Genomic DNA, 26,297 nt, shown 5'->3' with positions numbered 1-26,297 from the left:
AATAATATTAATAAAAGAGCTTTAACTTTAGCTAATAATTTATATAATTAAAGTATAGGAAAGGGGGATTTTATGGACGGGTCAAGTTTGTTTTATTTTATAACTACTGCAATGCTTCTTACAATTATTCCAGGTCCAGATATAATATTTGTAATTACTCAAAGCATTTCTCAGGGGAAGAAAGCTGGAATAGCAACGGCATTTGGATTAGGAAGTGGAATAATAGTTCATACTACCGCTGCAGCATTAGGGGTATCGGCAATTTTACATAAATCCGCTATTGCATTTCAAATATTAAAATATTTAGGAGCTTTATACTTATTATTTCTTGCATGGAAAGCTTTAAAAGAGAAAGAAGAGTTTATGTTAAGTAAGAGTAATAATAAGGAAAATTTATTAACACTTTATAAAAGAGGAGTGTTTATGAATATTTTAAATCCAAAGGTTGCACTATTTTTTTTAGCTTTACTACCTCAATTTGTTGATACACAGGCAATTATTATTGTACCTATACAGATGATTATTTTAGGAATAATTTTTATGATACAAGCCGTAAGTATCTTTACTGTAGTATCTATTTTTGCAGGAAATTTTGGTAGTAAATTATTAAACAATTCAAAGGTATTTAAATATATAAGTGTAGTAAAGGCAAGTATATTTGCATTTATAGGCATTAAACTAGCATTAAGCAGTAAATAGATTATAGATTTTATTAGAAATAATTAGTGATATTTTCTGGGCTTTTTAAAAGTCTAGAAATTGAAAGAGTAGCTATTGAAAAATAAGGGAGGGTTAATATATAGCCGTCCCTTATTCATATTATTTTTTTATATATTTATAAAAATTATTTTAACTTTTTATTTAAAGCTTTATTTAATATTTAAGTTTTTTTTATTTTTATACATTGATTAATTAAATATTTATATATGGATAGTTGTTTTCTATGCTTTTTAAATAAAAGTTCTGGATGCCATTGTATACCCATTATTAAACCATCTAAAGATTCTACTGCCTCTATTATCCCATCAATAGATTTAGCAGTAACTTTCATGTTTTTGCCTATGGAACTTATTGCTTGATGATGCCAAGAGTTTACTCTTATTTTGCTGCTATTAAATAACTCGTATAACTTGCTATTTTCATCTATGGAAACGCTATGAAATAATTCATCTAATTGTTCCTCAGGCTGACTATGTTCTATAGTGTTTCCGTGTTGAATAAAGATATCTTGATAAATTTTACCGCCAGTAGATAAAGCGATAATTTGACATCCCTTACAAATTCCAAGTATAGGTTTTTTATGTTTTCTAAATTCATTAAAAAGTTCAAATTCAAACTTATCCCTTTCAATGTTAATATAACCAATACCTCTGAGAGGTTCTTCTTCTAATATAATGGGGGAAACATCTTCTCCACCAGGTAATAGAAGTCCGTCACACATAGAGACATATAATTTAATGTCATTTAAATCATTTGTAACTGGTGCTAGTATGGGAATACCACCGGCACTGCGAATTGCATCTACATAGTTTTTATTTAGAAGATAGTTATTTTTACTATCTTTTAAGTTTAAAACAGAAGAAATTAATATAATTGGTTTCATATATCCTCCTAAATTAAAAATATTTTGTGCTATTTTTTAGCTTCAGTATATCATTTTATATATTATAGGTGATAATATATAGTTTATATGGATATGTATATAAATTATATATTGGTTATTTAAACTATTTATATATATTTTTTACAAGTATTAATATTTAAAGTATTATGTTTAAATTAAGATCTCTAATTAAAGGAGTGATTACATGGAGTTTAAACAGATCCAGCAGGTAATTGAAATTGCAAAAACAGCTTCTATAAGTAAGGCGGCAAAAAATCTTTATATTTCTCAGCCAAATTTAAGTTTATCTATTAAGAATCTTGAGATGGAGTTAGGGGCTACTTTATTTTTTAGAACTACAAAAGGGATTGAACTTACTGAATTTGGACAACAGTTTTTAACTTATTCCAAACCTGTTTATAATCAATTTTTGCAGTTAGAAGACATTTGTAAAAATGTTGTTAATGAAGAAAGAAGAATTTTTTCTCTTTCTACGGTAACGTTAAAATTTGTTTATAATATTTTTATTGATATATATATAAAATATGAGAAAGAAAATATTTATTTTTCTCATAATGAAGGAAGTACAATGGAAGTTATTGAGGACGTATTTAATCAAAAATCCGAAATAGGCATAGTTATAAATACATCGTTAAATCTCAAGTCTATGAAAAGAATTTTAAAGGTTAAACAACTAGAGTATAATGCTCTTTCGGTGGAACCGCCTTATGTAATTGTAAGCAAGCTAAATCCTTTTTTTTATAAAGATCTCCATAGTATTTTACTTAAAGAGATTTCATCATACCCATTTATTGCGTCCTATGGTGATATTTTTTATAGTTCTTCTAATGAAATGTCTAAAATAAGGGATATTACTCAATTAGCATGCAGTAGTAAAATATATGTTTCAAATAGGGCATCTTTGTATGATTTTCTATATAAAACTAATGCATTTAGTATCTGCTCTAATAATGAATTAGCCTATAAGGATAAAGAAGCATATGAAAAAATACGTGCTATACCTATTAAGTCTCCAGGATTTAATTTTGAAATTGGTTGGATTAAAAGAAAAAATTATAATGTATCACCTATAGCACAAGAGTTTATAAATAAAGTTATAAATACTATAAGTAAATAAAAAAATATAAAATAAGTGGTTATTTAAATTAATACTGTAATCTTTGTACTTTTGAATTAATACAAATATTACCCTGTGTAAACTTTATATTCACTTCAAAAATTATAATAGTATATTACTGTAGTATAATTAAATGTATTATTTATATTTTTATTAGTAAGGTTATAGATTAAGGCTTTTATGTTATCAAATAGCATATATTTTTTATTAATAAGGTTAAAGTGTAGTTAAAAAATAGGACGATTACTTAGTAATCGTCCCTAAAGTAAGAACAGATTTGTCTTTAAAAAATGAAATTTCATTATACACAAAAATCATATCTTTTATATGATTATCATTTATTAAATTATATAAATTATCTGTATAATATCTAAGATCTACCACATAGATTTCTTTATAATGCCCTGCTAAGAATGGAATAAGAGAATTTGCATAAGAGTCCTTTAAAATTAGTAATTTTTTATGGTTTTTTGTATTTGTATTTATTTTTATAAGGGAATGATTTCCATTTAAAAAAATAGTATACTTATCTTTTTTATTTAAATTTTCCATATTATAAAGAGAGTTTGATGTTTTTTCTGTGTCTTTATACCACACTTTATAATTTGATTTTGTCTTAGGAATATATAACTCAATACTATCTGGTAATATATTTTTATAACCACTTTTAGAATATAAGGAACCATAAAATTCATCTGTAACCCTATTTATATTAAAGTAACTAGACTCATGGGGAGTTATTCCCATAGAAGAGATTAATTCTTTATAGGAATAAAAAGCGCCCTTGCTTGTCCAATGATGGTCTGTTTTAAAATAAATATATTCATTTTTTCTAGCCTGTAAAGTATCATATATATCTATAAAATTAATATTTTTATCCAGAGAATCTTTAAACTTATTATAATAAATAAGTTCATCATCTACAGGAGCATTAGCGGGGAGCTTTTCTTCTAAAATTTTTGTGGAATTAGGAATTAGCATAAAGTATTTATTAACTTTAGGAAATAACTTTCCGAATGAATTAATGGAATTTATTACTTTCTTAAGATTATCCTCAGAAGGTTTTTTAAAATTTTCCATCAAAAATCCATCCCTACATAGATATACTCCATTATTTTCTTTTTTGCCTAGGAACTTTTCAGTAGTAGATTTAACACCTATCCAAAAATCTCTTAAGGGAAATTGATCCGAAATATATTTTTCATAATTTGAAGTAAACTTACCTGTAGTTAACTTCTTAAAAGAAAACTTAGGTTTTTGTTCTAATATTCTATTTTCCCACTTGGAAAACTTTTTATTGGGGGTAATTATATTTAACAACATTATAGTACCTATAAAAATTATTAAAAGCAGTGACATCATAACTGTGAAAATATTTTTATATCTTTTCAAATAAACACCTCTTTCTTAAGAAGGTAAGAGTATTGTTACAATTAAAACTTAAAATATAAAAAGGGATTATAACTTTCATTTACTAAATAAGAGGTTGAAAGAAATATAATAAGTATATAGGCTATAGGGATAACTATAGCAGCTTTAAGTTTAAATTTTTTCTTTAAGAAGTTCAAAATATTAGCCATAATTGGAGTAGAACATATAATAAGAAGAATAAATAACAAAAAATTAGTTTTTAAATAATATAAAGCATTGCTATCTATAAAGGATAAATTATTGAATCCAAACATACTTTTAAAAAAACTTATACATTCGCCCATATTTTCGAATTCAAATAATACCCAACCAATTACTACAGTTAAAAATGTGTATATATGTGATATAATAGTTTTTTGTTTTACCCAATTTAAAAGAAAAATTTTTTCTAAAATTATAAATACTCCAAAGTACAAACCCCATAATATAAAGTTCCAACTTGCACCATGCCAAAAGCCCGTTAAAAACCATACTATAAATAGATTTATATACTGCTTTCGGTGCCCTTTTTTATTTCCACCTAAAGGTATGTACACGTATTCTTTAAACCAGGCCCCTAAAGAGATGTGCCATCTACGCCAAAATTCAGTTACACTTTTTGAGATATAAGGGTAGTTAAAGTTTTTCATTAAATCAAAACCAAACATTTTACCAAGTCCTATAGCCATATCAGAATAACCACTAAAGTCAAAATATATTTGAAAGGTAAAACCTATTATTCCAAGCCATGCAGAAATTACAGATAGTTCTTTTGTAGGGGTAGATTTTATACTATTCCAAAGTAATCCTATGTTGTTTGCAAGTAATACTTTTTTCCCAAGACCAGTTATAAATAATTCCACACCTGAGCCAAATTTAAATAAAGATTCTTTTCTATTATCCAGTTGTTTTGAAATATCAGCATATTTAACAATTGGTCCAGCTACTAGTTGAGGAAACATAGTTACATAGGTAGCAAAGGAGATAATATTTTTTTGCACACTTACTTTGTTTAAATACACATCAATCACATAAGACATAGTTTGAAATGTATAAAAAGATATTCCCACAGGAAGGGGAAGGTGTGATGCAGTTATATTTAAATTTAAAATGCTATTAATATTATCTACTAAAAAATTATAGTATTTAAAAAAGCCAAGAATACCTAAATTAATTATTATTGAATTTAAAAAGATTATAAAAGAGACAATTTTTCTATTTCTGTATTTAACAATAAGAACCCCGTTGAAATAATCAAATATTGTGGAAAAAATCATGATAAATATGTACAAAGGTTCTCCCCAGGCATAAAATATTAAACTAGCTATTACAAGTATAAAATTTCTTAGAGTTTTAGGGGATATATAATAGATAAAAACTGTTAATGGTAAAAATATAAATATAAATAATAAACTACTAAAAACCAAAATTTATCACACCCTCAAGTCAATTAATTCTATTTAAAAGATTTATCAAATATTTCTTCTATTTTTTCAACATCCTTTGATATAACAAAAAGAATATAATTATCTTTTGTTTTTAGTACATGTTTTTGGATTAAATAATATTCATCAGGAAGATAATCTTTAAAGCTTGTGGATTGTTTTTCTAATCTTTTTTCTAATTTTCCTTTTATCTTGTCTACGTTACTTAACTCCTTAACTTTTAAAACTGCTAATTCATTTGCAAGTATATTAGATGAAGGGAGATACACAGAAAATTCTTCTAAACTTTCAGAATCAATATCATAAAATTTTTTAATTTTACTTTTATCTGCTTCTTTTAAATTTGACATATTACTGTTTTCAATTATTTTACTAGTTATATCCTTTAAGGAAGGTTTTTTAGGCAATGATTTTTTAGAAGAACAACCTATAAAAATACCTAAAGAAAAAAGTACTAAAAGGGATGTTAAAAGAGTGGTTTTAGTTAATGTTTTAAAATTTTTAGTCATTATAATAGATCTCCTTTTGTTTATTGTATTTTATCTAATAGCTTTATGTGCTATAGATTCTTTGTATTATTTCACATATTTTTGTAAAAATTTTAGCCATAAATTATGGAATTTAGCTGTTAAGTGAATTCCATCAGGTTCATATAAGTTGTCTTGGTTATTTACTAAAATGGAGGTGATATTTAAATAAGTTACATTTTTTTCTGTGGCTAGATTTTTTAAGGAAGTATTAAACTTATTAATATTATCTTTTGAAAATAAAGGCTGTTTTTTTACTGCTTTTTCTGTAACCGGTGTAATAGATTGAATATAAATTTTAGCATTAGGTAATCTATTTTTTATCATATCTATTAAATTTCCATAATCTTTACAAAATTTACTGCTGCTCATTTCATATTCAATATCATTACTTCCTAACAATATGAAAATATTTTTAGCATTGATTTTCAAAATTTTATCTATATTCTTTTTTGCTTTTGCCACTGTATATCCTTTAAAACCTGATACATTTTCTTCGTTTAATAATTCATAAAAGTAGAGCCCTTCAGTCATTGAATCTCCTATAAATAAACTTGTTTTAAATAAATTTTTGTTCAATGGAATATCCATATTCGTTTTGTTATGTTCATCTTTGGTAAAAGTATTTAAACCATCATTTAATTGTGTATTTTCTTTGCTTGGAGGATTTTCTAATTTATTATTATTTTTAGAAAGAGTCTCTCTGCTTTTTTGTGAAAAACCAGTGCTATTAGTATTTTTTGAAACAGCATATGCTGTAGAATTATTAGGTGTAACTTTTTTATAAAATAATTTTTCAGTACTGTTACATATAACTAGTATAATTAAAATTAAAATAGTAGATGAAAAAAGAAATTTTTTTGGTTTAAATTTAATACGTTTTTCTCTTTTGATTTTGCTATTCATTACTATACCCCCAGAATCAATCCATAAAATTCAATCTATAGAAATTATAATATATTGAGTTTTTAATTGGTTACAAAACAGTATCGATTTAATTTAATTTTGGTTAAAAAAGTTTATGGTTTACAATTTCATATGGGGTTAAATAGTTTATTTCATACTGAGGATTTAATATTAATTTTTAGTTTTTACAAAAAATAAAGTGATTAATAAGAAATAAGTAAAATTATTTAAATTACCATAATGGGGATGAATATGCTTATGGTATATAAAACAAATTGAGTTTAATAGCCATAAAAATATTTTTGTTGATAAATTTAAAACTTTATAGTATTATATAATTATATTGAATATGTTCTCTTATGTTAAAAGGGAGTAACTGGCCTTAATAAAAGGTTTAATAAAGTCAACATACTGACCAAAAGGTCTGGCTTTATTGCAGTAATTTTGCTGAGTGAGACTTTTAACACAATGTTTTCATTGTGTTAAAAGTCTTTTTTATTTTGCTAAAAGTAGCGATAATTATAGCAAAATAGATAAAAATCTATATATTACAAAACTATAGTTTAAGAAAGTAACCTAATAATAATTATAGTTTTTAATAAGGTTACAAAATAAAAAGGAGGATTAATTTATGACAGCTTTTATTAAAGCATTATTGTTTGTAGTTGTAGCTGAAATGGGGGATAAAACTCAACTTTTAGCTATGGCTCTTGCAAGTAAGTATATGGTAAAGGATGTACTTTGGGGAGTATTTATTGCTACAATTTTAAATCATGCTTTAGCAGTTTGGGTTGGTAATTATTTAAGTGCATTAATTCCTATGGATTATATAAAAATTGCAGCTGCAATATCTTTTCTTATTTTTGGACTTTGGACAGTTAGAGGGGATAAAGTTGATAAGGAAGATGAAAAGAAAACAAAATTTGGACCTATTATTACAGTAGCCATTGCCTTTTTTATAGCAGAAATGGGGGATAAAACTCAACTTATGACCATAGCTATTTCAGCACAGTATCAACAACCTATACATATATTAATGGGCACAACAGTAGGTATGATGGTAGCTGATGGTATTGGAATTATAGGGGGAGCATGGATGTGTAAACACATTCCTGAAGTATATATAAAATGGGTGGCAGGAATTATATTTATGATATTTGGTACCCTAACACTTTATGGCGTTTTAAAAGAATCACTCTTAACACCTATATATATCGCTACTTATTTTATTATAGTTGGAGTATTAGTATACTTAATTGGAGTTAAATTTGCATATCATGGACAAATGAAAAGAGCAAACTGTAAAAATGATGCTACCCAAAAATTAGAGGAAAATTAATTAATTTATAGGGAGGATTGATAAATCTTTAAGTATAATTACTGAAAAAGATGTTAACCCTCCCTGAGTTTTTCCATACACTAGTATTGATAATAATTTTAAAAATGAGGAATTTATGAGAGAATTAAAGTTAGGATCTACAGGGACGGAGGTTATGGAAATACAATCTATATTAAAAAAGGTGGGGTTTAATCCTGGTAAAATTGATGGAATATTTGGAAAAAATACTGAAAACGCAGTTAAGAAATTTCAAAGGGCAAATGGTCTAACAGAAACTGGTATAATAGATGAGAAGACTGATAAATTAATTAGTAAGTTACTTATGGGATATGATACTTATATTATTAAACCTGGGGATAAATTAGTAAATATAGCTAATAAGTATTACACTGAGGTGTATAAAATATTAATAGCTAATCCTGGGCTTGATCCTTATAATCTAACACCAGGAGAAAAAATAAAAGTTCCATATGGTATGAGCATAGTTCCTACAGATGTGAATTACACCTATGACATATTAAAAAGAAATATAGAAGCTTTAAAGATTAGATATCCATTTTTAACAGTAGGTATAGCAGGGGAAAGTGTTTTAGGGAGAAATTTATACTATTTGAAATTAGGTACTGGACCTAATGAGGTGTTTTATAACGGGGCACATCACTCATTAGAATGGATAACTTCACCCTTATTAATGAAATTTGCGGAGAATTTTTTAGATGCATATGCATTGGGAAAAAGTATTAGAAATTACAATATAGCGGATGTATGGAAGAGAAGTAGCATTTATATTATGCCTATGGTTAATCCAGATGGAATAGAATTAGTATTAAATGGTTTAAAGAAAACTAACCCATATTATGATGATCTAATTAAATGGAATAAGGGAAGTACAGATTTTTCTAAAGATTGGCAAGCTAATAATAAGGGTGTAGATTTGAACCATAATTATAATGCCTCTTGGCAACTTTCAAAGGATGCGGAAAAAGAGTATGGTGTTTTTGGGCCAGGGCCTACCAGATATTCTGGACCTTATCCTGAATCTGAACCAGAAACAAAAACTGTAGTGAAGTTTACAAGAACACATAATTTTAGATTGGTATTGGCTTATCATAGTCAAGGTCAAGTAATATATTGGCAGTATAAAGACTTAACTCCTCCAGAATCAAAACAAATAGGAGAAAATTTTTCAAGAGTAAGCGGATATACTTTAGCAGAAACTTATGGAATAGCTTCCTATGCAGGATATAAAGATTGGTTTATACAAGACTTTAGAAGACCTGGATATACTATAGAAGTAGGTCTTGGGAAAAACCCTCTTCCCATATCTCAGTTTAATAAAATATATAATGATAATGAAGAGTTATTGATTTTAGCAGCGCTAGTATAAATTAAATTTTTATGGATATATGGTGATGAAAATTACTTTAAAGTAATTTTTATCACCAATTTATTATATAAATAGTATGGATAGTAAAATAATATTATATCTGTTATAATATATATATAACAAATATAATTATTTCAGAGGGGATAGGGAATTATGAATATATCAGTTTTCGTATCAATAATAGGAATACTTATAACTTCTATACTTCCCGTAATGATTTCGGCTATTTTAATAAAAAAATATGGAAGTAGTTGGAAGGTATTTGCCATAGGGGCTTGTGTATTTTTTATTACCCAACCTTTATTAAGAATACCTATTTTAAAATATTTACAATTTAAACCTTGGTTTTATTCTTTTATAGTTACAAACTTTATATTGTATTCAATTTTGTTAGGAATAACAGCGGGAATTTTTGAGGAGGTAGGTAGGTATATAGCTTTTAAATTATTATTGAAAAATAATTTAAAATGGCAAGATGGAGTTATATTTGGACTAGGTTATGGTGGGATAGAAGCATTTTTATTTTTAGGTATTAGTTGTATTTTAAATTTTTATACTTTAAATCCATCTACATTAGCTTTAGGTATTATAGAAAGAATTGGAGCTATGATAATTCATATTGGTATGACAATGTTAGTGCTTTATAGTGTAAAATATAATAATAAAAAGTATTTATTTTATGCCATAGGATTTCATACATTTGTAGACGCTCCAATAGGTATTTTTCAGAAGGCTAATGTAAGTTTAATTCTAATAGAAAGTTATGTATTAATAATGGCGGCAATAGCCATGTTAATTTTATTAAAGATAAAAAAAAGTATTGATAAAGAGGGGATTTTATATGAATAATAAATTCATTAAAAAAGCCATTGTGGTAATAGGGGTATTAGTTATAGGGGGAGTTTTATTTAGTGGGTGTGGTAAGAAAATGGAGGAAAAGAATGTATCTTATGCCCCTATAGTGCTAGATAATATTATAAAAAGTTTAGAGGAGAAAAACTATGAAAAATTTTCTCAAAACTTTAGTGAAGAAATGAAAAAGGCTATTTCGAAAGAGAAATTTGAAGAATTGGTTACATTGTTGAATTCTAAAATAGGAAAGTATAAGGAGAAAACTTTTGTATCCGCAAGTGATAGTAAAAAAAATAACAAAACATATACCACAGTGATTTACAAATCTGTCTATGACAAAGAAGAAAAAGATGTATTAATTACAATAATTTTTTCCGAAGATAAAAATAAAGATAAAATAGTAGAAGGATTAAATTTTAAATCACCTAATCTAGAAAAATAAGTTAAATATTTCAGTGGTAAGGAATATGTAGCAATATAAGAATTGCTACATATTTTTGTAATTATTGAAAATAAAATAAATTATGTATATAATGAAATAATTAAGCAAATCCAAAAGTACTTAAAATCCAAAAAAATACAAAGTTTTTATGCAGCTATATATTTAAATAAAGGGGGTTAAAATATGGACGAAGTAAAGGAACTAAGAGAAGAGAATATTGATCGGTCTAAGCAATTAGGAGAAGAAAGCATAGGGAAATTACTCTTGCGATTTTCAGTGCCAGCTATAGTGGGGATGTTAGTAAATGCACTTTATAATATGGTAGATAGAATATTTATAGGTCATATACCAAATGTAGGGTCAATTGCTATATCGGGTATAGCAGTAGGATTTCCACTTTCTATAATAAATATGGCTTTTGCTATGCTTATAGGTATAGGATCATCTACTATGGTATCTATAAAGCTTGGAGAAAAGAAAAAAGAAGAGGCAGAAAAAATATTAGGAAATGCTATTGTGCTGGATGTAATGATATCTTTAATTATAAGTATTGTGGGACTTGCTTTTTTAGATAGTATTTTAAAAGTTTTTGGTGCTAGTAATGTTACACTTCCTTATGCTAGAAATTATATGAAATATATAATAGGTGGAGCATTACTTCAAAATATAGGTTTTGGTATGAATAATATAATAAGGGCGGAAGGAAGTCCTAAAATTGCCATGATAACTATGATAATAGGTGCTATAATGAATACCATTTTAGATCCTATATTAATCTTTGGGTTTAATATGGGAGTAAGGGGAGCTGCTATAGCCACTATTATTTCTCAAGGAATATCTTCTGTTTGGGTTATTTATTATTTCCTTAGTAAGAGAAGTATATTAAAATTTAAAAAGGAAAATTTAAGACTAAATATACATACTGTAAAAACCATATTTTCTATAGGTATGTCCCCATTTTTTATGCAATTAGCTTCAAGCATAGTTACTACTTTGTACAATACTAGTTTAATTAAGTATGGTGGGGATTTAGCAGTAGGTGCTATGGGAATAATAAATAGTATAATAATGCTATTCTTCATGCCTATATTTGGAATAAACCAAGGAGCTCAACCTATAATAGGATATAATTATGGTGCAAAACAATATAAAAGGGTAAAAAAAGCTTTAAAGCTTGCTATAATTGCAGGGGTTTGTATAGCTACCTTTGGATTTATAATAATACAATTATTCCCTAAAGCATTAATAAGTATTTTTAATAAAGAGGATGCAGAGCTTATAGCAATAAGTGTTCATGGTATAAGAATAGATATGATAGCTTTACCAATAATAGGGTTCCAAATAATAAGTTCAAATTATTTTCAAGCTATTGGAAAGGCTAAAATAGCTATAGTATTAAGTCTTTCAAGACAGGTTATAGTATTAATTCCAATTCTTTTAATATTGCCACCTATATTAAAATTAGATGGTGTATGGATGGCAGGACCTATATCTGATGTTCTATCTGCAACACTAACAGGGGTATTTTTATATAAAGATATGAAATTATTAAAAACTAAAGTATAAAAAAGGGTCTATGTGAAAACAACTTTTAAAATTATTTTTACATAGACCCTTTACCCTATTTAGCCTTAATTAACGTTTCGCGTCCTCATTCTTCGATTAAACCTTTTCTATAAGCTACAAGTAATTTTTCTAAGTCTTTTATTTGTTTAGAAATTTCTTTACCTATATCCGTATCAGCTACTCTTTTTCTAGTAACTGAATTTTCAAGTATAATCGTCGAGGATATAATATCCTTTTCTTCCTCTATGGCCTTTTTTATGGATTCAAAAGGTTCATGGGAGGTTAAAAGGAAACCGTAGGAGTTGTATATTAAAGTATATCCTGCTATACCTGTTTCAGGCTGGTAAGCTCTACAAAATCCCCCATCTATAACTAAAAGTTTACCATTAGCCTTTATAGGGCTTTCTCCATCCTTGGTTTTAACAGGTATATGCCCATTTATTATATGTGACGTTTTTGGATCTAGATTAAACTCCTCAAATATTCTATTGCATAATTCTTCATCATCTCTATATTTATAGTAGTAATTTTTTTCTTCTTTATGAGTTTCTTTGTCATCAATAAAATATCTTTCAAATGTAGTTATTTTATCTTTACCAAAGAAAGAGGAAATTGGTCCACACCATAAATACCACATAACATCCATAGCGTAATTTTTTACAGTAATATCATTTTTATAAAAATAAGCTTCTCTTGCATAACGATCTAAAGCATCTAGGAGGCTTTTACCGCTATAAACATTTCCTTCAATAGATAATTCTTTAAATGAACCATCCTTATTTAAAGGAATACAACCATGGAAAAGTAAATTTGAATTATATAAAGAATATAAACTTCCTTTACTATACATAAATCGTATGTGTCTTTGGAGTTTTTCACTATTTACAAAGGAAACTCTTAGTTTTTCTATCAATGTTTCCTCTTCCTTAGTTAAGTTATAAGGATCATTTGGATTTACAGTAGGAAAGTTTAAATCGTTTAACTTATACTTTTTACCTCCCACACCTACAGTACCGTCTTCTATATTAATTTTATCTAATAATAGCATATAATCCATTTTGAATTCAGGTCTTCTTTTAACCTTTTGGCCCTCTAGTTTAAATTGAATAATGGAAATAGCTTTATGCATTTTTGAAAATAAGGCTACTTCATTATAACTTAAGTTTTTGTCTAAAGTTCTAGGAATAAAACTTTTGCAAGGATCTTTCCCATAAACATCCATTGCAAAGGTTGCTAAAGGTAAAAGATTTATTCCGTATCCATCTTCTATAGTAGATAAATTAGCGTATCTTAAACTTATTCTTAAAACATTTGCTATACAAGCCTTTGAACCAGAACCAGCTCCCATCCATAAAATATCGTGATTTCCCCATTGTATATCTAATGAATGGTGTTTTATAAGTGCATCCATAATTATTTCTGCGCCAGGACCTCTATCATAAATATCCCCTATAATATGAAGTCTGTCCACTACAAGTCTTTGAATTACTTTAGATAGTGCAACTATAAAAGAATTTGCACATCCAATATCGATTATAGTATTAATAATTCCTGTATAGTATTCTTGTTTATTAACCCTATCAGCCTGTTCGTTTAAAAGTTCTTCTATTATATATGCAAAATCTTTAGGTAAAGCTTTTCTTACTTTAGAGCGGGTGTATTTTGAAGAAACTGATTTACATACTTGAATTAACCTGTATAACGTAACTTTATACCATTCTTCTAAATTTTGGCCTCTCTCTTTTAAAAGCTCTAGTTTTTCTTCTGGATAATAAATTAAAGTTGCTAAACTTGCTTTTTCATTTTCCATAAGAGCAGTACCAAATATATCATCCAATTTACGCTTTATTACACCAGATGCATTTTTCAGCATATGGGTAAATGATTCATACTCCCCATGTATGTCACTTATAAAGTGTTCTGTTCCCTTTGGGAGATTTAATATTGCTTGCAAATTTATAATTTCTGTACTAGCAGAGGATATTGTAGGATATTTAGTAGCTAAAAGTTTTAAGTATCTTAGATCCTCTTTAATAATATTAAGGTTATTTTCATCATACAACGTCATGGGTATAGCACATTCTCCTTCCATATTCCTAAAGAACACAATATATATTATATAGCAAAAATAATATAAAATCCACATATATTTATAATAATATAGAAATAAGCTATACTTTATTTAAATAGCATACTCTATTTCTATAAATACAAGTAATAAATTTACTTATAACATATTATAAGTGGAATATTAATCAAAGTAAAATTTAAGAAAATTTAGAATACTTAATTATAATATGATAATAAAATTAAATTGTTACAAAATACTATAAGAATAAAGATAATAATCAATTAACATAAGTTTAAAGGAAAATATTCCATAATAATCAGGTAATTAGTGTAAAAAAATGGGGATAAAAATTTTTCTGTATTATTAATATCTTACAAATATTTCCTAAAGTAGAACATATAATTACTAGTGTAGGGAGGCAAAGAAGTCCTACAATAAGTTAAAAAATTGGGAGGTGCCTTTTATGGTAAGAGAATCTGTACTAAGGTATAGAATGAATCCAGAGGATGCACATTATTTAGGAGGAGTTGTACAACCTAATAAGCATCTAGACATTTATGGAGATGTTGGAACTGAACTTTGTGTATTACAAGATGGAGATGAATCATTATTTTTAGGATATAAAGATGTAGAATTTTTAGCTCCTGTTTATGAAGGTGATTATATAGAATGTAGAGGACGTATTGTTAAATTAGGCAATAGCTCACGTACTTGTGAATTTGAAACTTATAAAGTAGCTACTCCAGCAAAACTTAATGGAAAACCAGAGGCTGGGGCAAATGAAATCGATATACTAGATCCTCCAGTACTTGTTGCAAAAGCAACGGGAACATTAGTAGTTAAAAAACCTCTTCAAAGAGGTGTTCAACCAGACGGAATAGTTAAGAATAAATGGGAGTAATTAAAAAATTTAATGTAAAAAAATATTGGGGGTGCTTTAAATGGCAGAAATATTTGTTAAGCCAGATAAAAACTATGAAGCTATGATACGTGTACGTATATCAGCAGGAGATGCGCACTATGCAGGAGAATTAGTTAATGGTTCAAAAACAATAGAATATATGGGAGATGTGGCAACTAATTTATGTGCAATGTATGCTGGCAATGGTGGAGAATGTAAAAAATATGATAAAATAAGTTTTACAGCTCCTACTTATTCGGGAGATTTTATAGAAGTAGTTGGTAGGATTACAGGAGTTTGTGGCAATAAATTAAAAATACAGTCAAGAGCATTTAAAATAGCAGAAAATGCAAAGGTAGCAACTCAGAACTCGGCTGTTAATGTATTAGAAGACCCAGTTATGACAACAGAAACCTTTGCAGTTTATGAAATATAACTAAAAAGCGAGGATTAGTTCATTTATATAAAGATAAGGTATTGAACTTATGTGTCAATACCTTCTTTTTATTATGGGAAATTTTGTTTTCATATGATATTATAAAAGAAATAATATTATTTAAAATAAAAAAGAAAAGGAAGAAAAATTATGGCAACTACTTTAAAACATATTGCAGAAAAACTTAATATATCTGTAGCAGCTGTATCAAAGGCCTTAAATAATAGTAGTGATATTAGTGAGAAAACAAAAAGGTTAGTATGTGAAACAGCAAAAGCTATGAATTATACACCTAATGCTATAGCTAGAGGTTTAGTAACAAATAAAACTAATACCATAGGCATTATTATTCCAGATATAACAAATCCTTTTTATCCAGAAATAGAACTTGGAATAGAGGATACTGTAAGCAAAAAAGGCTACAATGTTTTTTTATGTAACTCAAATGGGAAAGTAAAAAGAGAAGAGGAATATATGAGACTTCTTATAAGTAAAAAGGTTGATGGTATTATATGGGCTCCAGTAGGTGGAGAAAACACAGAACTAATTAATAATATAGAGATTCCTCTAGTAACATTATGTATAAAAAGTGGATATGAAAATGAAAATTTTATAGGAATAGATGATTTTCAAGGGGGATATATAGCTACAAAACATTTACTTGCTAATGGATATAAGAATATATTATATATTGGGGATAAAAATAATATTAAATCTACTAAGGAAAGGTTAAATGGATATAAAAAGGCCTTAAACGAATTTAATATAGAAATAAAAGATGAATTAATAGTAGGAGGAAGTTTTACAAGAGAATCCGGTTATGAAATAACAAAAGAAATTTTTACAAACTATAAGGATATAGACGGAATTTTTGCAGTAAATGATTTAATAGCCTTAGGAGCAATGCAGGCATTAAGAGAACTTGGATTTAAAATACCAGATGAAGTTGGCATAGTTGGATTTGATGATATTTCCTTTGCTAAACTTGAAGAGATATCTTTAACTTCTGTTATACAACCTAAATATAATATGGGTACATTAGCTGCAGATATGATACTTAGAAAAATAGAAAATAATGATAAGTTTTGTGAAAATGTTACTTTGCAACCTAAATTAGCTATAAGAAGTACAGTTAGAAAAAGAGCTAAAAGTGAAGAGGGAAGGTGTTAAAAATTAGTTGTAAGTTATCGTACTCTTCACTACATATATAAATTTATTTATTATTAGATGTTATAGTTTTATAATTTGTAGGGTATTTTGAAATGGCATCTTTTTTAGTATTTGTTTTTAAAAAATTATTCTTATATACAACTTCACCATTTATTTTTATAGCAAATATTCCGTTTAAGTCCATTTAGACATCCCCTTTTAAATAATAATCGAACATATGTTCTAAGTTTGATTAAATTATACCATAATAATTGGGAAAATGGAAAAGGTTTTTTAAGTATATAGAATAAATTGGAAATAGAGTAGAAAATTAAAGAGGTACTGAGATAGTTTTACCCAGTACCATTAGATCACTTATCATTGTATATATTAGGATTGAATTTAAATCCGGCTTTTTCTAATTTTTCAAGGGCTTTTAATTTTTCCATCACTTCTTCGTAAGTTAATCCATTAGGAAAAATTGTTCTATCAAGTTCAAGTTCAATATTATTTCCATCTATAGTGGTATTTTGTATCATTCCCTGGGGATGGTCTGTTCTACAGAGAAGATAATCTGTAGAAACATTAAAATAATCCGCTAATTTTTTTAATGTTAACACATCAGGTACCCTGTTACCATTTTCCCAATTTGATATGGTTTGTTTAGATACATTCATTATTTTTGCTAGCTCTCGTTGACTCAATTCTCTTTTTAATCTTTCCTGTTTAATTCTATCTTTTAATTCACACATAATATCACCACCTACATAGTTATATTATAAACTAAATGTTTACCTTTTAAAATTATTGTCAACTTAATGAATATTATTCATAACTTTAATTATAAAAACTGTTGACAGTAAACAATATGTTTACTATAATAAAGTCAACGTAAAGTTTACAAAGATTAGGAGGGATTAATATGAAAAAATATGAGATGTTAAAAGCATATAGAATTTTAAATGGACTTACTCAAAAGGAGATGGGCGAGATAATAGAGTTATCTAGAAGTTCTTATAATAGAAGAGAGAATGGGAAAATTCCTTTTTCTTTAGAGGAGGCAAAAATTATAGCAAATGAATTCAATTTAACTATAGAAGAAATTTTTTTGTAATTTAGGTAAACTAAATGTTTACTAATGTATAATGGGGGAAAGGTTATGAATAAAGAAATTTTAAAGAAGACAGAAAAGTTGGTATATAGATACTATTATTATTTGAAGAATATAGAAAGATTAAAAAGTAAGGTATTAATATTATGGAAACAAAAGGAAGAAATAGAAAAGGATATATGTCATACTAATATCACTTTAGGAGAGGAAAGTAGAAGCATATATTATGGAGAAAAGGTTCAAATTTCTTATGATAATACAAGTTATGCAGAGAAGGAAGCTATAAGAGCTATAGAAAAATTGGAAAGAGAATTAGTATATAAAAAACAAAAGATATTAAAACTACATACTAGGATAAGAGAATTAGAGGAACAAGTGGAGGATATTAATTATAATATAAACCTATTAGAAGAAGATGATAGAAAATTTTTAAGATATAAGTATGGAGAAAATAAATCTATAGATCAAATATCTATGATTTTTAATATGTCAAGAGCTACGGCATATAGAAAGAAGGATAGTTTAATATGTTATATGGGGGAGTTAATAGGAATAAAAAATAAAGAGTAAGACAAAAGTGAGATTAACATAAGACAAATCACTAAAGAATCTGTGTTACTATAGTATTGTCAAAGATTATAAAAAAACAAAAGCACTATCTTTAAAATATGTTTCTTTTTAGTAAACAGTTCAGATAATAAAACTATAACTATAGAGAAAATATTTATTTTAGGTATGTGCTTTTATTTTTTATTGATTTTATGAATGTCTTTTTTAGTAATTAAATTATTGAGTTAATTAGGAGAAAAGACAGCTAAGGGTATTTGTTTTTATAAAAATTATCTTAAGCTTTAAAATTATAGGAGGTGGTTAAATTGAATGTAGTTATAAAATTTAACTTATAAAAATTAAAAGGAGTTAAATTTATGGTTGAGTGTTTTAAAGTAGATGAATATAAATCATTTGAAAGAGATTTAGAAAAACATTTAGATCAAGTTAAATCAAAGGGAAAAATATTAGAGTTAAAAAAATCAGCAAGAATAATAGAAGATAGCGTTAAAAAGCTTATGCCAAGTGAAATTAAAAATGCTAATTTTAAATTAGATTTTTTAAATGAAAATTCCATTGAAATATCAATAGATGTAGAAGATGCTAGAAAAATTAATAATGGTTATGTAATTCATGATGTTTTAAATAACAGGGATGTATTTATACCAGGAAATCACTTCATTGAAAAAGGAATTAAAAACTCTAAATTTTTGATTTTGAAAGAATTAAGTAGTTATATGAATGGTTTATTAGATAAGCTTAAATAGTAGGTGAATTTATGAAAAAATTGCTTATGAAAATATGTGAAAAGATAAATGGGGAATTTGAATATCCAACTTATATTGAAGAGATGAAAGAAGGCATAAAAGCTCCTTCTTTTTTTATTTACATTATAAGTAATAAACAAGAAGAAAGAAGCAAATGGACGTATGAGGAAAATACAACAATACAAATAATGTATTTTGTAGATCCTAAAGCTCTATATAAAAGATTAGAACAAATAGAGGTTATGGAAAGATTAAAAAAATTATTTTTAAATTTATTCATAAAAGTTGAAGATGAAAAAATAAGTATAAAGGACATTACTGTAGATTATACACAGGATAAAGATATATTTATGCAGATTACCTTAAATAAAATTGGATTTGAAAAGGAAAAATGGTATAGGCAACATAAGGATATCCAGGTGATGAAAAAAGTTAACATAAGGGAGAGTGGAGTTTAATGGGATTACCTAATATAAACATAGTTTTTAAAACAAAAGCTTCAAGTGTTGTGAAGCGAGGAGAAAGAGGAGTTGTAGCATTAATAATTAAAGATACTTTAAATTTTGAAAAAAGCTACATTACAATAACAGATGTTAAAGATATTCCATCAGAACTATCTAAGAAAAACAAAGAACAAATAGAGTTAGCTTTTTTAGGAGGAGTTAAAGCACCTAAAAAAGTTATAGTATATATTTTACCAACTGAAGCAGTGGATTATAAAGAAGCTCAAAATTATTTGGAAAACATTAAATGGGACTATTTAGCAATACCAGATATATCTAAAGAAGACTGTAGTAATATAGTTACTTGGATAAAAACCCTTAGAGATAAAAAAGATAAAAAGGTAAAAGCGGTATTACCTCATACTGCAGCAGATTATGAGGGGATAATTAATTTTTCTACAGATGATATAAAGGTAAAGGAAAAGGTTTATAACTCTAGTGAGTATTGTGGAAGAATTGCAGGAGCTTTAGCTGGCACACCACTGACTATGAGTGCTACGTACCTTCCATTACCAGAAGTTTATGAAGTACCACATTTAACTAAGGAGGAATTTGATAAAAATATTGATGAAGGACAACTTATATTAATTAATGATGGTGAAAAAATAAAAATTGGAAGAGCTATAAATAGTTTAGTTACTATAACTCAGGAAAAGGGTGCAGATTTTAAAAAAATATTAATAGTAGATAAAAATGATATGTGGCATGATGATGTAAAAAGAACAGTAGAAGACAATTATCTAGGAAAGTATTCTAATAGTTACGATAATAAAATTTTACTTATTACAGCTATACAAGCTTATAATGATGAATTGGCATTGGAAAGACTACTTGATGATTCCTCTATAAATTATAATAAAGTTTTTGTAGATGTATATGCTCAAAAGGCTTTTTTAAGATCTATAGGTTTTGATGTAAGTGAGATGAGAGAACAGGAAATAAAAGAAGCTAATACTAAAGATAAAGTTTTTATAGCAACAAATTTGAAATGGACAGATGCTATGGAAGACTTTAATATAAATGTTTCAATTTAAGGAGGTAATATAATATGGCTTATGATGCACAAAAAACTATATCAGGAACTCATGGAGAATGCTGGATAGATGGAGAGTATATAGGAGAAGTAACAGCACTAGAGGCAAAGGTTACTTTAACAAAAGAAGAAGTTAAGATGTGTAAATCTATGGGTAAAAAATATAAGATTACAGGTTTTGAGGGTAAGGGAACTTTAAAAATGCATAAAGTAAATTCAAGAATGATCAAAAAATTAGCGGATTCAATAAAAGAAGGAAGAATGGTAGTTTGTACAATAATGTCAAAATTATCAGATCCAGATAGTTTAGGAGCAGAGAGAATAGTAATAAAGGATGCTATTTTTGATGAAGTTAAATTAGCTGGATGGGAAGCCAAAAAAATAATAGAGGATAGTATGCCTTTTACTTTTTCAGATTATGAGATATACGATTGGATAGAGCCAGAGATGTAATCTGGTTCTATTTTTATAGGTTTAATTAATAGAAAAATTAAATAGTTATAATATAATTTATAAACTAAAAATTAGGAGGATTTATATGAATAAAAATGCTATTGATTTATTATTAAAATCGGATGTGAGTAAAATAAAAAGACCTACAAGGAAGGTTAAAATAAAGAGTTTAAGTGAGGCACTAGGAGAGGATATAATTTTTACATTACAGGCAGTGCCAATGTCTATATATAATTCTATTCAGGAAAGTTGTGTATCTTTAGAGGATGACGAAATAAATAATATAGATACTAATAAAATTCAATTATTGACTGTTTTAGAGGGAATAAAGGAACCAGATTTAAAATCAAAGGAACTTATAGAGCATTTTAAAACCCATACACCTATAGAATTATTGGAGACTATGTTTAATGATAAACCGGGAGAAATTGCAGCATTGTATAAAGAAATAAATGAGTTAAGTGGATTTGGCAAAGGGGTTATTGAAGAAATAAAAAACTCATAGAATCTGATGGGGAAATAAGGATTATGTATTATCTTTGGAAAACAAAAAGAATATGTAACCCATCAGATTATTGGAATATGAGTATAGGTAATAAATTGATACTTAAATCTTTTATTATGAAAGAGCAAGAGGAAAGATACAAGGATATAAAAGAGTTGCAAGAGAGGGAAGTTCCAATATTACCTGTAAGTATACTATAAAAATATATTTATCCCTTAAAAGGGAGGTGAAATTATGGACAGAGAATTAAGTGTAAAAATGACCCTGGATAACAGTGAATATATAGAATCTTTACAACAAATTATAAGTAGAACATATGAATTTAGAAATGAAATAGATAAAGTAAAAGACAAGTTAGAGATTTTATCTTCAACTAAGGTAGAAACAGAAATTAAAGTTAATACAGAAGAAAGTCTTAAAAGCATTAAAGAAATAGTAGACACATTAAAAGAATTAGAAGAGAATAGTTCCATTGCTTTAGAAGTCAAAAGTAATGGGGAGGATTCAAAAAATATTTTTGGAAATTTAGATGGAATAGAAAACATGAAAAATATTTATAAAAGTATTATGTCTTCCGTAGATGAGGATAATACAGATACATTAACTGATATCTTAGGGGATAAGGGTAGCGCTAAAAATGCACTTGAATGGATTAAAAGTCAGAACTCTTCAGTAAATGATGAGGAGATTATAAAGGGAATTGCAAAAGCCAGGGAACATGGATTGGATTATAAAAAGTTAATATCAACAGCACAGGATACTTCAGCAGCCACAGGTACAAATTTTGAGGAAGTTATAGAGAGTATAATTGAAATAAATTCAGGAAAGTCTGGGGATTATACAAAGCAATTTAAAAACTTAGGTCTTGATAAAAAGGAACTTAAGGGTAAAGGTAAAAGAAAGAATAATAGTAAGGGAAAAAATAAGAGAAAATCACAAAAAAACCCTACTGGAGCAACCAGTGAAATCATAGGTACAATAGGTGAAAAATATAAAGGGGCTTCTAAAAAGGCAGGTAAAAATGCAGCAATGAAAAATCCACTTAATACGATTAAAAAGACAAAAGTTGATATAGGAAAAGTTTTTAAGGCAAGTAAAGGAACTGGTCAAATTAAGAAAAGTGGTGGAATTTTAAAAAAATTCAGTGGTAATGTAATAAAAGGTTTTAAAGATATTCTTAAAATATCTAAATTAGCTTCTGGGGGGATTATGAAATCTATAGGACAGGTATTTTCTATGATATTAACTAATCCTATAGGGGCTGCTATTGCTGTTATTATAGCAGTAGTAGTATTATTGTATAAAGCTTGGACGGAAAACTGGGGAGGAATAAAATCAAAGATTGAACCAATTGTAGAACCAATAAAGAAAGCCATAGGAAGTATAAGTCCTATAATTGAAAAGATAATTGATATAGTTAGCAAGTTTGCTAGCACTATAATGGATGTTTGGAATAAAATAACAGGATTTTTTGAAAATCCTATAAAAGGAACTTTTGATTTTATTGCTAAATTTACAGGCATAGGTAAAGCAGGTAAAAATGCTCTTGGAACTAGTTTTTGGGGAGGTGGACTTACTTGGGTTGGAGAAAATGGTCCAGAACTAATAGATCTTCCTAGTGGATCCCAGGTCTTTGACAATAGAACATCTAAAAATATGACAGGATCAAATATAAGCATTCCTAAATTAGCAGATACAATAGTTGTAAGGGAAGATGCAGACATTGACAAAATAGCTAATACTTTAGCTAGAAAATTGAAAAATACTGGTTTAAATATGGCTTAATGGGAGGTGTATTTTATGGAATTTTGGTTAAAACAAGATAGCATTAACTTTCAACTTCCGGTCCCTCCTGAAAGTTTTGAAGTTTCCACTGGAAATTTAAATACCACTGTTGTGGTAGAAAGCATGGGAGAAATAAATATTTTAGGAAAACAAAAACTTGACTCAATTAGTTTAAGAAGTTTTTTCCCAAATCAAGATTATGATTTCTGTCAGCATCATAATTTTCCAAAGCCCTATGAGTGTATAAAAATAGTTAAAGAAATAATGAAAAAAGGGCAAATAAGGCTTATTATAACGGATACAGAAATAAATAATTTATTTTATATAGAAAACTTTACCTATGGAGAAAAAGATGGTACTGGAGATGTATATTACACTATAGAGTTTAGAGAATTTAAAAAAATAAATTCAACAGTACAAGCAGTAAATGGAAGTTGTAAAGGGGCTAAAAGAAGTGGAACTAAGAGTGTACCAAAGGTGTATATTGTAAAGTCAGGAGATAGTTTAAGAAAGATTGCAAAATGGTGGTATGGAGATGGAAATAAGGCGGATTACTTAGCAAAAAAAAATGGCATAAAAAATCCCAAAGCTATAAAAATAGGAACAATGCTTTATTTATGATTAAAATTTATACTGAATATAATAAAAAAAATATTACAGATATAACCCCATTTTGTAAATCTATATCCATTTCAGGGGATAGAGATCAATGTGCTAGAACTTTACAGATAAATATACTTTACAGCATTTTTGATAAAAATCATGTTAAAACTCAAATAAATCCAGGTACAAAGGTCTGGGTATTTTTAAATGGTATGAATATTTTTTCTGGAATTGTATTTGATAGAAGTTTAAGCTCTACTGGTCAGGAAATACAATTTACTGCCTATGATTACCTTATTTATCTACTTCAAAATACTGTTACTTATAATTTTAATAAAATGCCATCTTTTAGAGCTGTGGAAAAAGTTATTACAGACTTAGGTATCAAATGCAATAAGATTCCTAAAGTTAATATTCCTATAACAAGGCTCATAACAGATAAAAGTGCTTACGAAGCTATTATGGAGATATATACACAGATTTATAAAAGGAATGGTAAAATGTATATTCCTGTAGCTGAGGATACTAAAGTAAGTATAATAGAAAAGGGATCCGTTGTAACAGATTTCGTAATTCAAAGTACGACTAATAACCCAGTTACAAACAATGTTTTGTCATTAGATTTTTCAGATAGTATGAGTGAAATGGTAAACAGGGTATTGATATATGATGAAAATGGAAAATTTGTAGGTAAAGTTGAAGATTCAAATTTATTTCCTTATTACGGCATAATGCAACGAACTTATCAAAAGGAAGAGAATACTAACCCTTATAGTGCTGCTAAAACTATGCTTCATGGAGTAGATAGAAATTTAACTGTACAGTGTTTAGGAAATTGGAATTGCAGAACTGGTTATGCAGTTAACACTAAGGTTTTTTATTTAAATAATTTACAAAACAATATACTTTATATAGACTCTGATACACATACTTTTGAGGTTGCTACAGGAAAATATACTATGCAGCTTACTTTAAATTATGAAAATAAAATGGATATTAGGGAGGAGTGATAAGCTATGCAAGATCCATTTGTTGAGTTAGTTAATCTTATGAAGGTAAAGGGAGCGGCTTACAACCCTCCCTCTATTCAAATTGGTAAAGTTTTATCGGATAAACCTTTAGTAGTAGAAGTGGGTAAATTACAACTTACTAAAGATAATTTTATTATAGCTGAACATTTAATAAAAAATTACAAAAGAAAAATAAATATTCCACTATGCATAGGAGAAGGAAAAGCAGAAAAATATTCTATTAGTGAAATTGGCATAAAAGATGGAGAAATTATTTTTAAAAATAGTTTAGAAAAGAATGATAAAATAGCAATAATTCCTACAGAAGATAGACAGACTTATATTATACTTGCAAAGGTGGTGTCACTATAATGGGTGTATTGCCAGAAATAAATGTGGATATGAAAGGCATATATGAGAATATGCAGGAAAGTAAATTGCCATTATTTAAAGAATTTGCTTGGGACTTTAAAGAGAATAAGTTTATATATATAGATGGAAAAATTAAAGTATTAGAAGGAAAAGAAGCTTTAAAGGTATGGATTTATAAGGCTTTAAGCACTCCAAGATATAGGTATTTAGCTTATTCTTTTCAGTATGGGCATGAGTTTGATAATCTAATAGGTAAAGGTCTGTCTAAAGAGGCCTTGAAAAGTGAAGCTAAAAGGTATTTAAAAGAATGTCTACTCATAAATCCTTATATAATAGATGTACCTGAATTAGAAGTTACTTTAGATGGTTTAAGGGTTGATATGATAGTTACAGTAAATACAGTTTATGATGAAATAAATATAGAATTGTAGTTT

31 protein-coding genes are annotated in these 26,297 nt (G+C 27.3%); 23 read left to right on the top strand and 8 right to left on the bottom strand.

All coding sequences use genetic code 11. From position 1 onward, the window contains the following. Positions 1–72: 72 nt before the first annotated feature. Positions 73–699, top strand: a complete 627-nt coding sequence (locus EJL03_RS12615) for a LysE family translocator (protein WP_125154327.1) — start codon at positions 73–75, stop codon at positions 697–699. 181 nt (positions 700–880) lie between these two features. Here EJL03_RS12615 and EJL03_RS12610 read toward each other — a convergent pair whose 3' ends face one another. Continuing rightward, positions 881–1,603, bottom strand: a complete 723-nt coding sequence (locus tag EJL03_RS12610) for a gamma-glutamyl-gamma-aminobutyrate hydrolase family protein (protein ID WP_125154326.1) — start codon at positions 1,601–1,603, stop codon at positions 881–883. 205 nt (positions 1,604–1,808) lie between these two features. On the opposite strand from EJL03_RS12610, the gene EJL03_RS12605 reads away from it, so the two are divergent. Next, the gene (locus EJL03_RS12605) at positions 1,809–2,741 is read left to right on the top strand and encodes a LysR family transcriptional regulator (RefSeq protein WP_125154325.1); all 933 of its coding nucleotides are present in this window, start codon (positions 1,809–1,811) and stop codon (positions 2,739–2,741) included. Between the two features lie 243 nt (positions 2,742–2,984). Here EJL03_RS12605 and EJL03_RS12600 read toward each other — a convergent pair whose 3' ends face one another. From EJL03_RS12600 to EJL03_RS12585, 4 genes are all read right to left on the bottom strand, one after another. After that, the gene (locus tag EJL03_RS12600) at positions 2,985–4,133 is read right to left on the bottom strand and encodes a DHHW family protein (RefSeq protein ID WP_125154324.1); all 1,149 of its coding nucleotides are present in this window, start codon (positions 4,131–4,133) and stop codon (positions 2,985–2,987) included. A gap of 41 nt (positions 4,134–4,174) precedes the next feature. Continuing rightward, positions 4,175–5,578 carry an MBOAT family O-acyltransferase gene (locus EJL03_RS12595; protein ID WP_125154323.1) on the bottom strand — a complete coding sequence of 468 codons (1,404 nt, stop codon included), beginning with the start codon at positions 5,576–5,578 and terminating at the stop codon, positions 4,175–4,177. A gap of 29 nt (positions 5,579–5,607) precedes the next feature. Then, positions 5,608–6,105 (bottom strand): DUF4358 domain-containing protein, encoded by a 498-nt coding sequence (locus EJL03_RS12590; RefSeq protein WP_125154322.1) that lies wholly within the window; start codon positions 6,103–6,105, stop codon positions 5,608–5,610. A gap of 66 nt (positions 6,106–6,171) precedes the next feature. Then, complete coding sequence (locus tag EJL03_RS12585) at positions 6,172–7,029, bottom strand: GDSL-type esterase/lipase family protein (protein ID WP_125154321.1); 858 nt, start codon at positions 7,027–7,029, stop codon at positions 6,172–6,174. A gap of 631 nt (positions 7,030–7,660) precedes the next feature. Here EJL03_RS12585 and EJL03_RS12580 point away from each other — a divergent pair. From EJL03_RS12580 to EJL03_RS12560, 5 genes are all read left to right on the top strand, one after another. Beyond that, the gene (locus EJL03_RS12580; RefSeq protein WP_125154320.1) at positions 7,661–8,368 is read left to right on the top strand and encodes a TMEM165/GDT1 family protein; all 708 of its coding nucleotides are present in this window, start codon (positions 7,661–7,663) and stop codon (positions 8,366–8,368) included. 115 nt (positions 8,369–8,483) lie between these two features. Beyond that, on the top strand, positions 8,484–9,755 hold the full coding sequence (locus tag EJL03_RS12575) for a M14 family metallopeptidase (RefSeq protein WP_125154319.1): 1,272 nt from the start codon (positions 8,484–8,486) through the stop codon (positions 9,753–9,755). Positions 9,756–9,908: 153 nt separating this feature from the next. Continuing rightward, positions 9,909–10,604, top strand: a complete 696-nt coding sequence (locus EJL03_RS12570) for a YhfC family intramembrane metalloprotease (RefSeq protein ID WP_125154318.1) — start codon at positions 9,909–9,911, stop codon at positions 10,602–10,604. Next, the gene (locus EJL03_RS12565; protein WP_125154317.1) at positions 10,597–11,049 is read left to right on the top strand and encodes a DUF3887 domain-containing protein; all 453 of its coding nucleotides are present in this window, start codon (positions 10,597–10,599) and stop codon (positions 11,047–11,049) included. The genes EJL03_RS12570 and EJL03_RS12565 overlap by 8 nt, the downstream gene beginning before the upstream one ends. Before the next feature lie 216 nt (positions 11,050–11,265). After that, entirely contained in the window at positions 11,266–12,615 is a 1,350-nt protein-coding gene (locus tag EJL03_RS12560; RefSeq protein ID WP_125154377.1) for an MATE family efflux transporter, read from the top strand. 85 nt (positions 12,616–12,700) lie between these two features. On the opposite strand, the gene EJL03_RS12555 is transcribed toward EJL03_RS12560, so the two are convergent. Further along, positions 12,701–14,683, bottom strand: coding sequence for a fructose-1,6-bisphosphatase (locus EJL03_RS12555; protein ID WP_125154316.1), 1,983 nt, complete (start codon positions 14,681–14,683; stop codon positions 12,701–12,703). A gap of 466 nt (positions 14,684–15,149) precedes the next feature. On the opposite strand from EJL03_RS12555, the gene EJL03_RS12550 reads away from it, so the two are divergent. From EJL03_RS12550 to EJL03_RS12540, 3 genes are all read left to right on the top strand, one after another. Next, positions 15,150–15,587 carry a hotdog domain-containing protein gene (locus EJL03_RS12550; protein WP_125154315.1) on the top strand — a complete coding sequence of 146 codons (438 nt, stop codon included), beginning with the start codon at positions 15,150–15,152 and terminating at the stop codon, positions 15,585–15,587. A 40-nt stretch (positions 15,588–15,627) separates the two neighbouring features. After that, positions 15,628–16,023, top strand: coding sequence for an acyl-CoA hydrolase (locus tag EJL03_RS12545; RefSeq protein ID WP_125154314.1), 396 nt, complete (start codon positions 15,628–15,630; stop codon positions 16,021–16,023). A 150-nt stretch (positions 16,024–16,173) separates the two neighbouring features. Further along, positions 16,174–17,193, top strand: coding sequence for a LacI family DNA-binding transcriptional regulator (locus EJL03_RS12540; protein ID WP_125154313.1), 1,020 nt, complete (start codon positions 16,174–16,176; stop codon positions 17,191–17,193). Between the two features lie 43 nt (positions 17,194–17,236). Here the strand turns inward: EJL03_RS12540 and EJL03_RS16115 are convergent, their stop codons facing one another. Beyond that, positions 17,237–17,377, bottom strand: coding sequence for a hypothetical protein (locus tag EJL03_RS16115; RefSeq protein WP_164509076.1), 141 nt, complete (start codon positions 17,375–17,377; stop codon positions 17,237–17,239). 166 nt (positions 17,378–17,543) lie between these two features. Then, positions 17,544–17,924: a helix-turn-helix domain-containing protein gene (locus EJL03_RS12535; RefSeq protein WP_125154312.1), complete on the bottom strand. Its 381-nt coding sequence runs from the start codon at positions 17,922–17,924 to the stop codon at positions 17,544–17,546. A 170-nt stretch (positions 17,925–18,094) separates the two neighbouring features. Here EJL03_RS12535 and EJL03_RS12530 point away from each other — a divergent pair, with 170 nt between their 5' ends. From EJL03_RS12530 to EJL03_RS12475, 13 genes are all read left to right on the top strand, one after another. Continuing rightward, positions 18,095–18,286: a helix-turn-helix transcriptional regulator gene (locus tag EJL03_RS12530; protein ID WP_125154311.1), complete on the top strand. Its 192-nt coding sequence runs from the start codon at positions 18,095–18,097 to the stop codon at positions 18,284–18,286. 45 nt (positions 18,287–18,331) lie between these two features. After that, the gene (locus EJL03_RS12525; RefSeq protein WP_125154310.1) at positions 18,332–18,853 is read left to right on the top strand and encodes a hypothetical protein; all 522 of its coding nucleotides are present in this window, start codon (positions 18,332–18,334) and stop codon (positions 18,851–18,853) included. Between the two features lie 356 nt (positions 18,854–19,209). Beyond that, positions 19,210–19,599 (top strand): hypothetical protein, encoded by a 390-nt coding sequence (locus tag EJL03_RS12520; protein WP_125154309.1) that lies wholly within the window; start codon positions 19,210–19,212, stop codon positions 19,597–19,599. 11 nt (positions 19,600–19,610) lie between these two features. Next, positions 19,611–20,057 carry a phage tail terminator family protein gene (locus tag EJL03_RS12515; protein ID WP_125154308.1) on the top strand — a complete coding sequence of 149 codons (447 nt, stop codon included), beginning with the start codon at positions 19,611–19,613 and terminating at the stop codon, positions 20,055–20,057. Continuing rightward, positions 20,057–21,136 carry a phage tail sheath subtilisin-like domain-containing protein gene (locus EJL03_RS12510; protein WP_125154307.1) on the top strand — a complete coding sequence of 360 codons (1,080 nt, stop codon included), beginning with the start codon at positions 20,057–20,059 and terminating at the stop codon, positions 21,134–21,136. Before EJL03_RS12515 ends, EJL03_RS12510 begins: the two co-directional genes overlap by 1 nt. Before the next feature lie 14 nt (positions 21,137–21,150). After that, positions 21,151–21,588 carry a phage tail tube protein gene (locus tag EJL03_RS12505; RefSeq protein WP_125154306.1) on the top strand — a complete coding sequence of 146 codons (438 nt, stop codon included), beginning with the start codon at positions 21,151–21,153 and terminating at the stop codon, positions 21,586–21,588. Positions 21,589–21,673: 85 nt separating this feature from the next. Then, positions 21,674–22,093 carry a phage tail assembly chaperone gene (locus EJL03_RS12500; RefSeq protein WP_125154305.1) on the top strand — a complete coding sequence of 140 codons (420 nt, stop codon included), beginning with the start codon at positions 21,674–21,676 and terminating at the stop codon, positions 22,091–22,093. Between the two features lie 23 nt (positions 22,094–22,116). Beyond that, on the top strand, positions 22,117–22,293 hold the full coding sequence (locus EJL03_RS16110) for a hypothetical protein (protein WP_164509075.1): 177 nt from the start codon (positions 22,117–22,119) through the stop codon (positions 22,291–22,293). A gap of 34 nt (positions 22,294–22,327) precedes the next feature. Further along, positions 22,328–23,878, top strand: a complete 1,551-nt coding sequence (locus EJL03_RS12495) for a hypothetical protein (RefSeq protein WP_125154304.1) — start codon at positions 22,328–22,330, stop codon at positions 23,876–23,878. 15 nt (positions 23,879–23,893) lie between these two features. Continuing rightward, positions 23,894–24,499, top strand: a complete 606-nt coding sequence (locus EJL03_RS12490) for a LysM peptidoglycan-binding domain-containing protein (protein WP_125154303.1) — start codon at positions 23,894–23,896, stop codon at positions 24,497–24,499. Next, the gene (locus EJL03_RS12485) at positions 24,496–25,491 is read left to right on the top strand and encodes an XkdQ/YqbQ family protein (RefSeq protein ID WP_125154302.1); all 996 of its coding nucleotides are present in this window, start codon (positions 24,496–24,498) and stop codon (positions 25,489–25,491) included. Before EJL03_RS12490 ends, EJL03_RS12485 begins: the two co-directional genes overlap by 4 nt. Positions 25,492–25,497: 6 nt before the next feature. Continuing rightward, the gene (locus EJL03_RS12480; RefSeq protein WP_125154301.1) at positions 25,498–25,863 is read left to right on the top strand and encodes a DUF2577 domain-containing protein; all 366 of its coding nucleotides are present in this window, start codon (positions 25,498–25,500) and stop codon (positions 25,861–25,863) included. Beyond that, positions 25,863–26,294 carry a DUF2634 domain-containing protein gene (locus tag EJL03_RS12475; RefSeq protein ID WP_125154300.1) on the top strand — a complete coding sequence of 144 codons (432 nt, stop codon included), beginning with the start codon at positions 25,863–25,865 and terminating at the stop codon, positions 26,292–26,294. Before EJL03_RS12480 ends, EJL03_RS12475 begins: the two co-directional genes overlap by 1 nt. Positions 26,295–26,297: the final 3 nt, after the last annotated feature.

Source organism: Clostridium rectalis, from assembly GCF_900626095.1.
GTDB classification, from domain to species: Bacteria; Bacillota; Clostridia; order Clostridiales; family Clostridiaceae; genus Clostridium_AS; species Clostridium_AS rectalis.
Note: the sequence above shows the minus strand (reverse complement) of the source record. Positions and strands in the feature narration are given on the sequence as shown.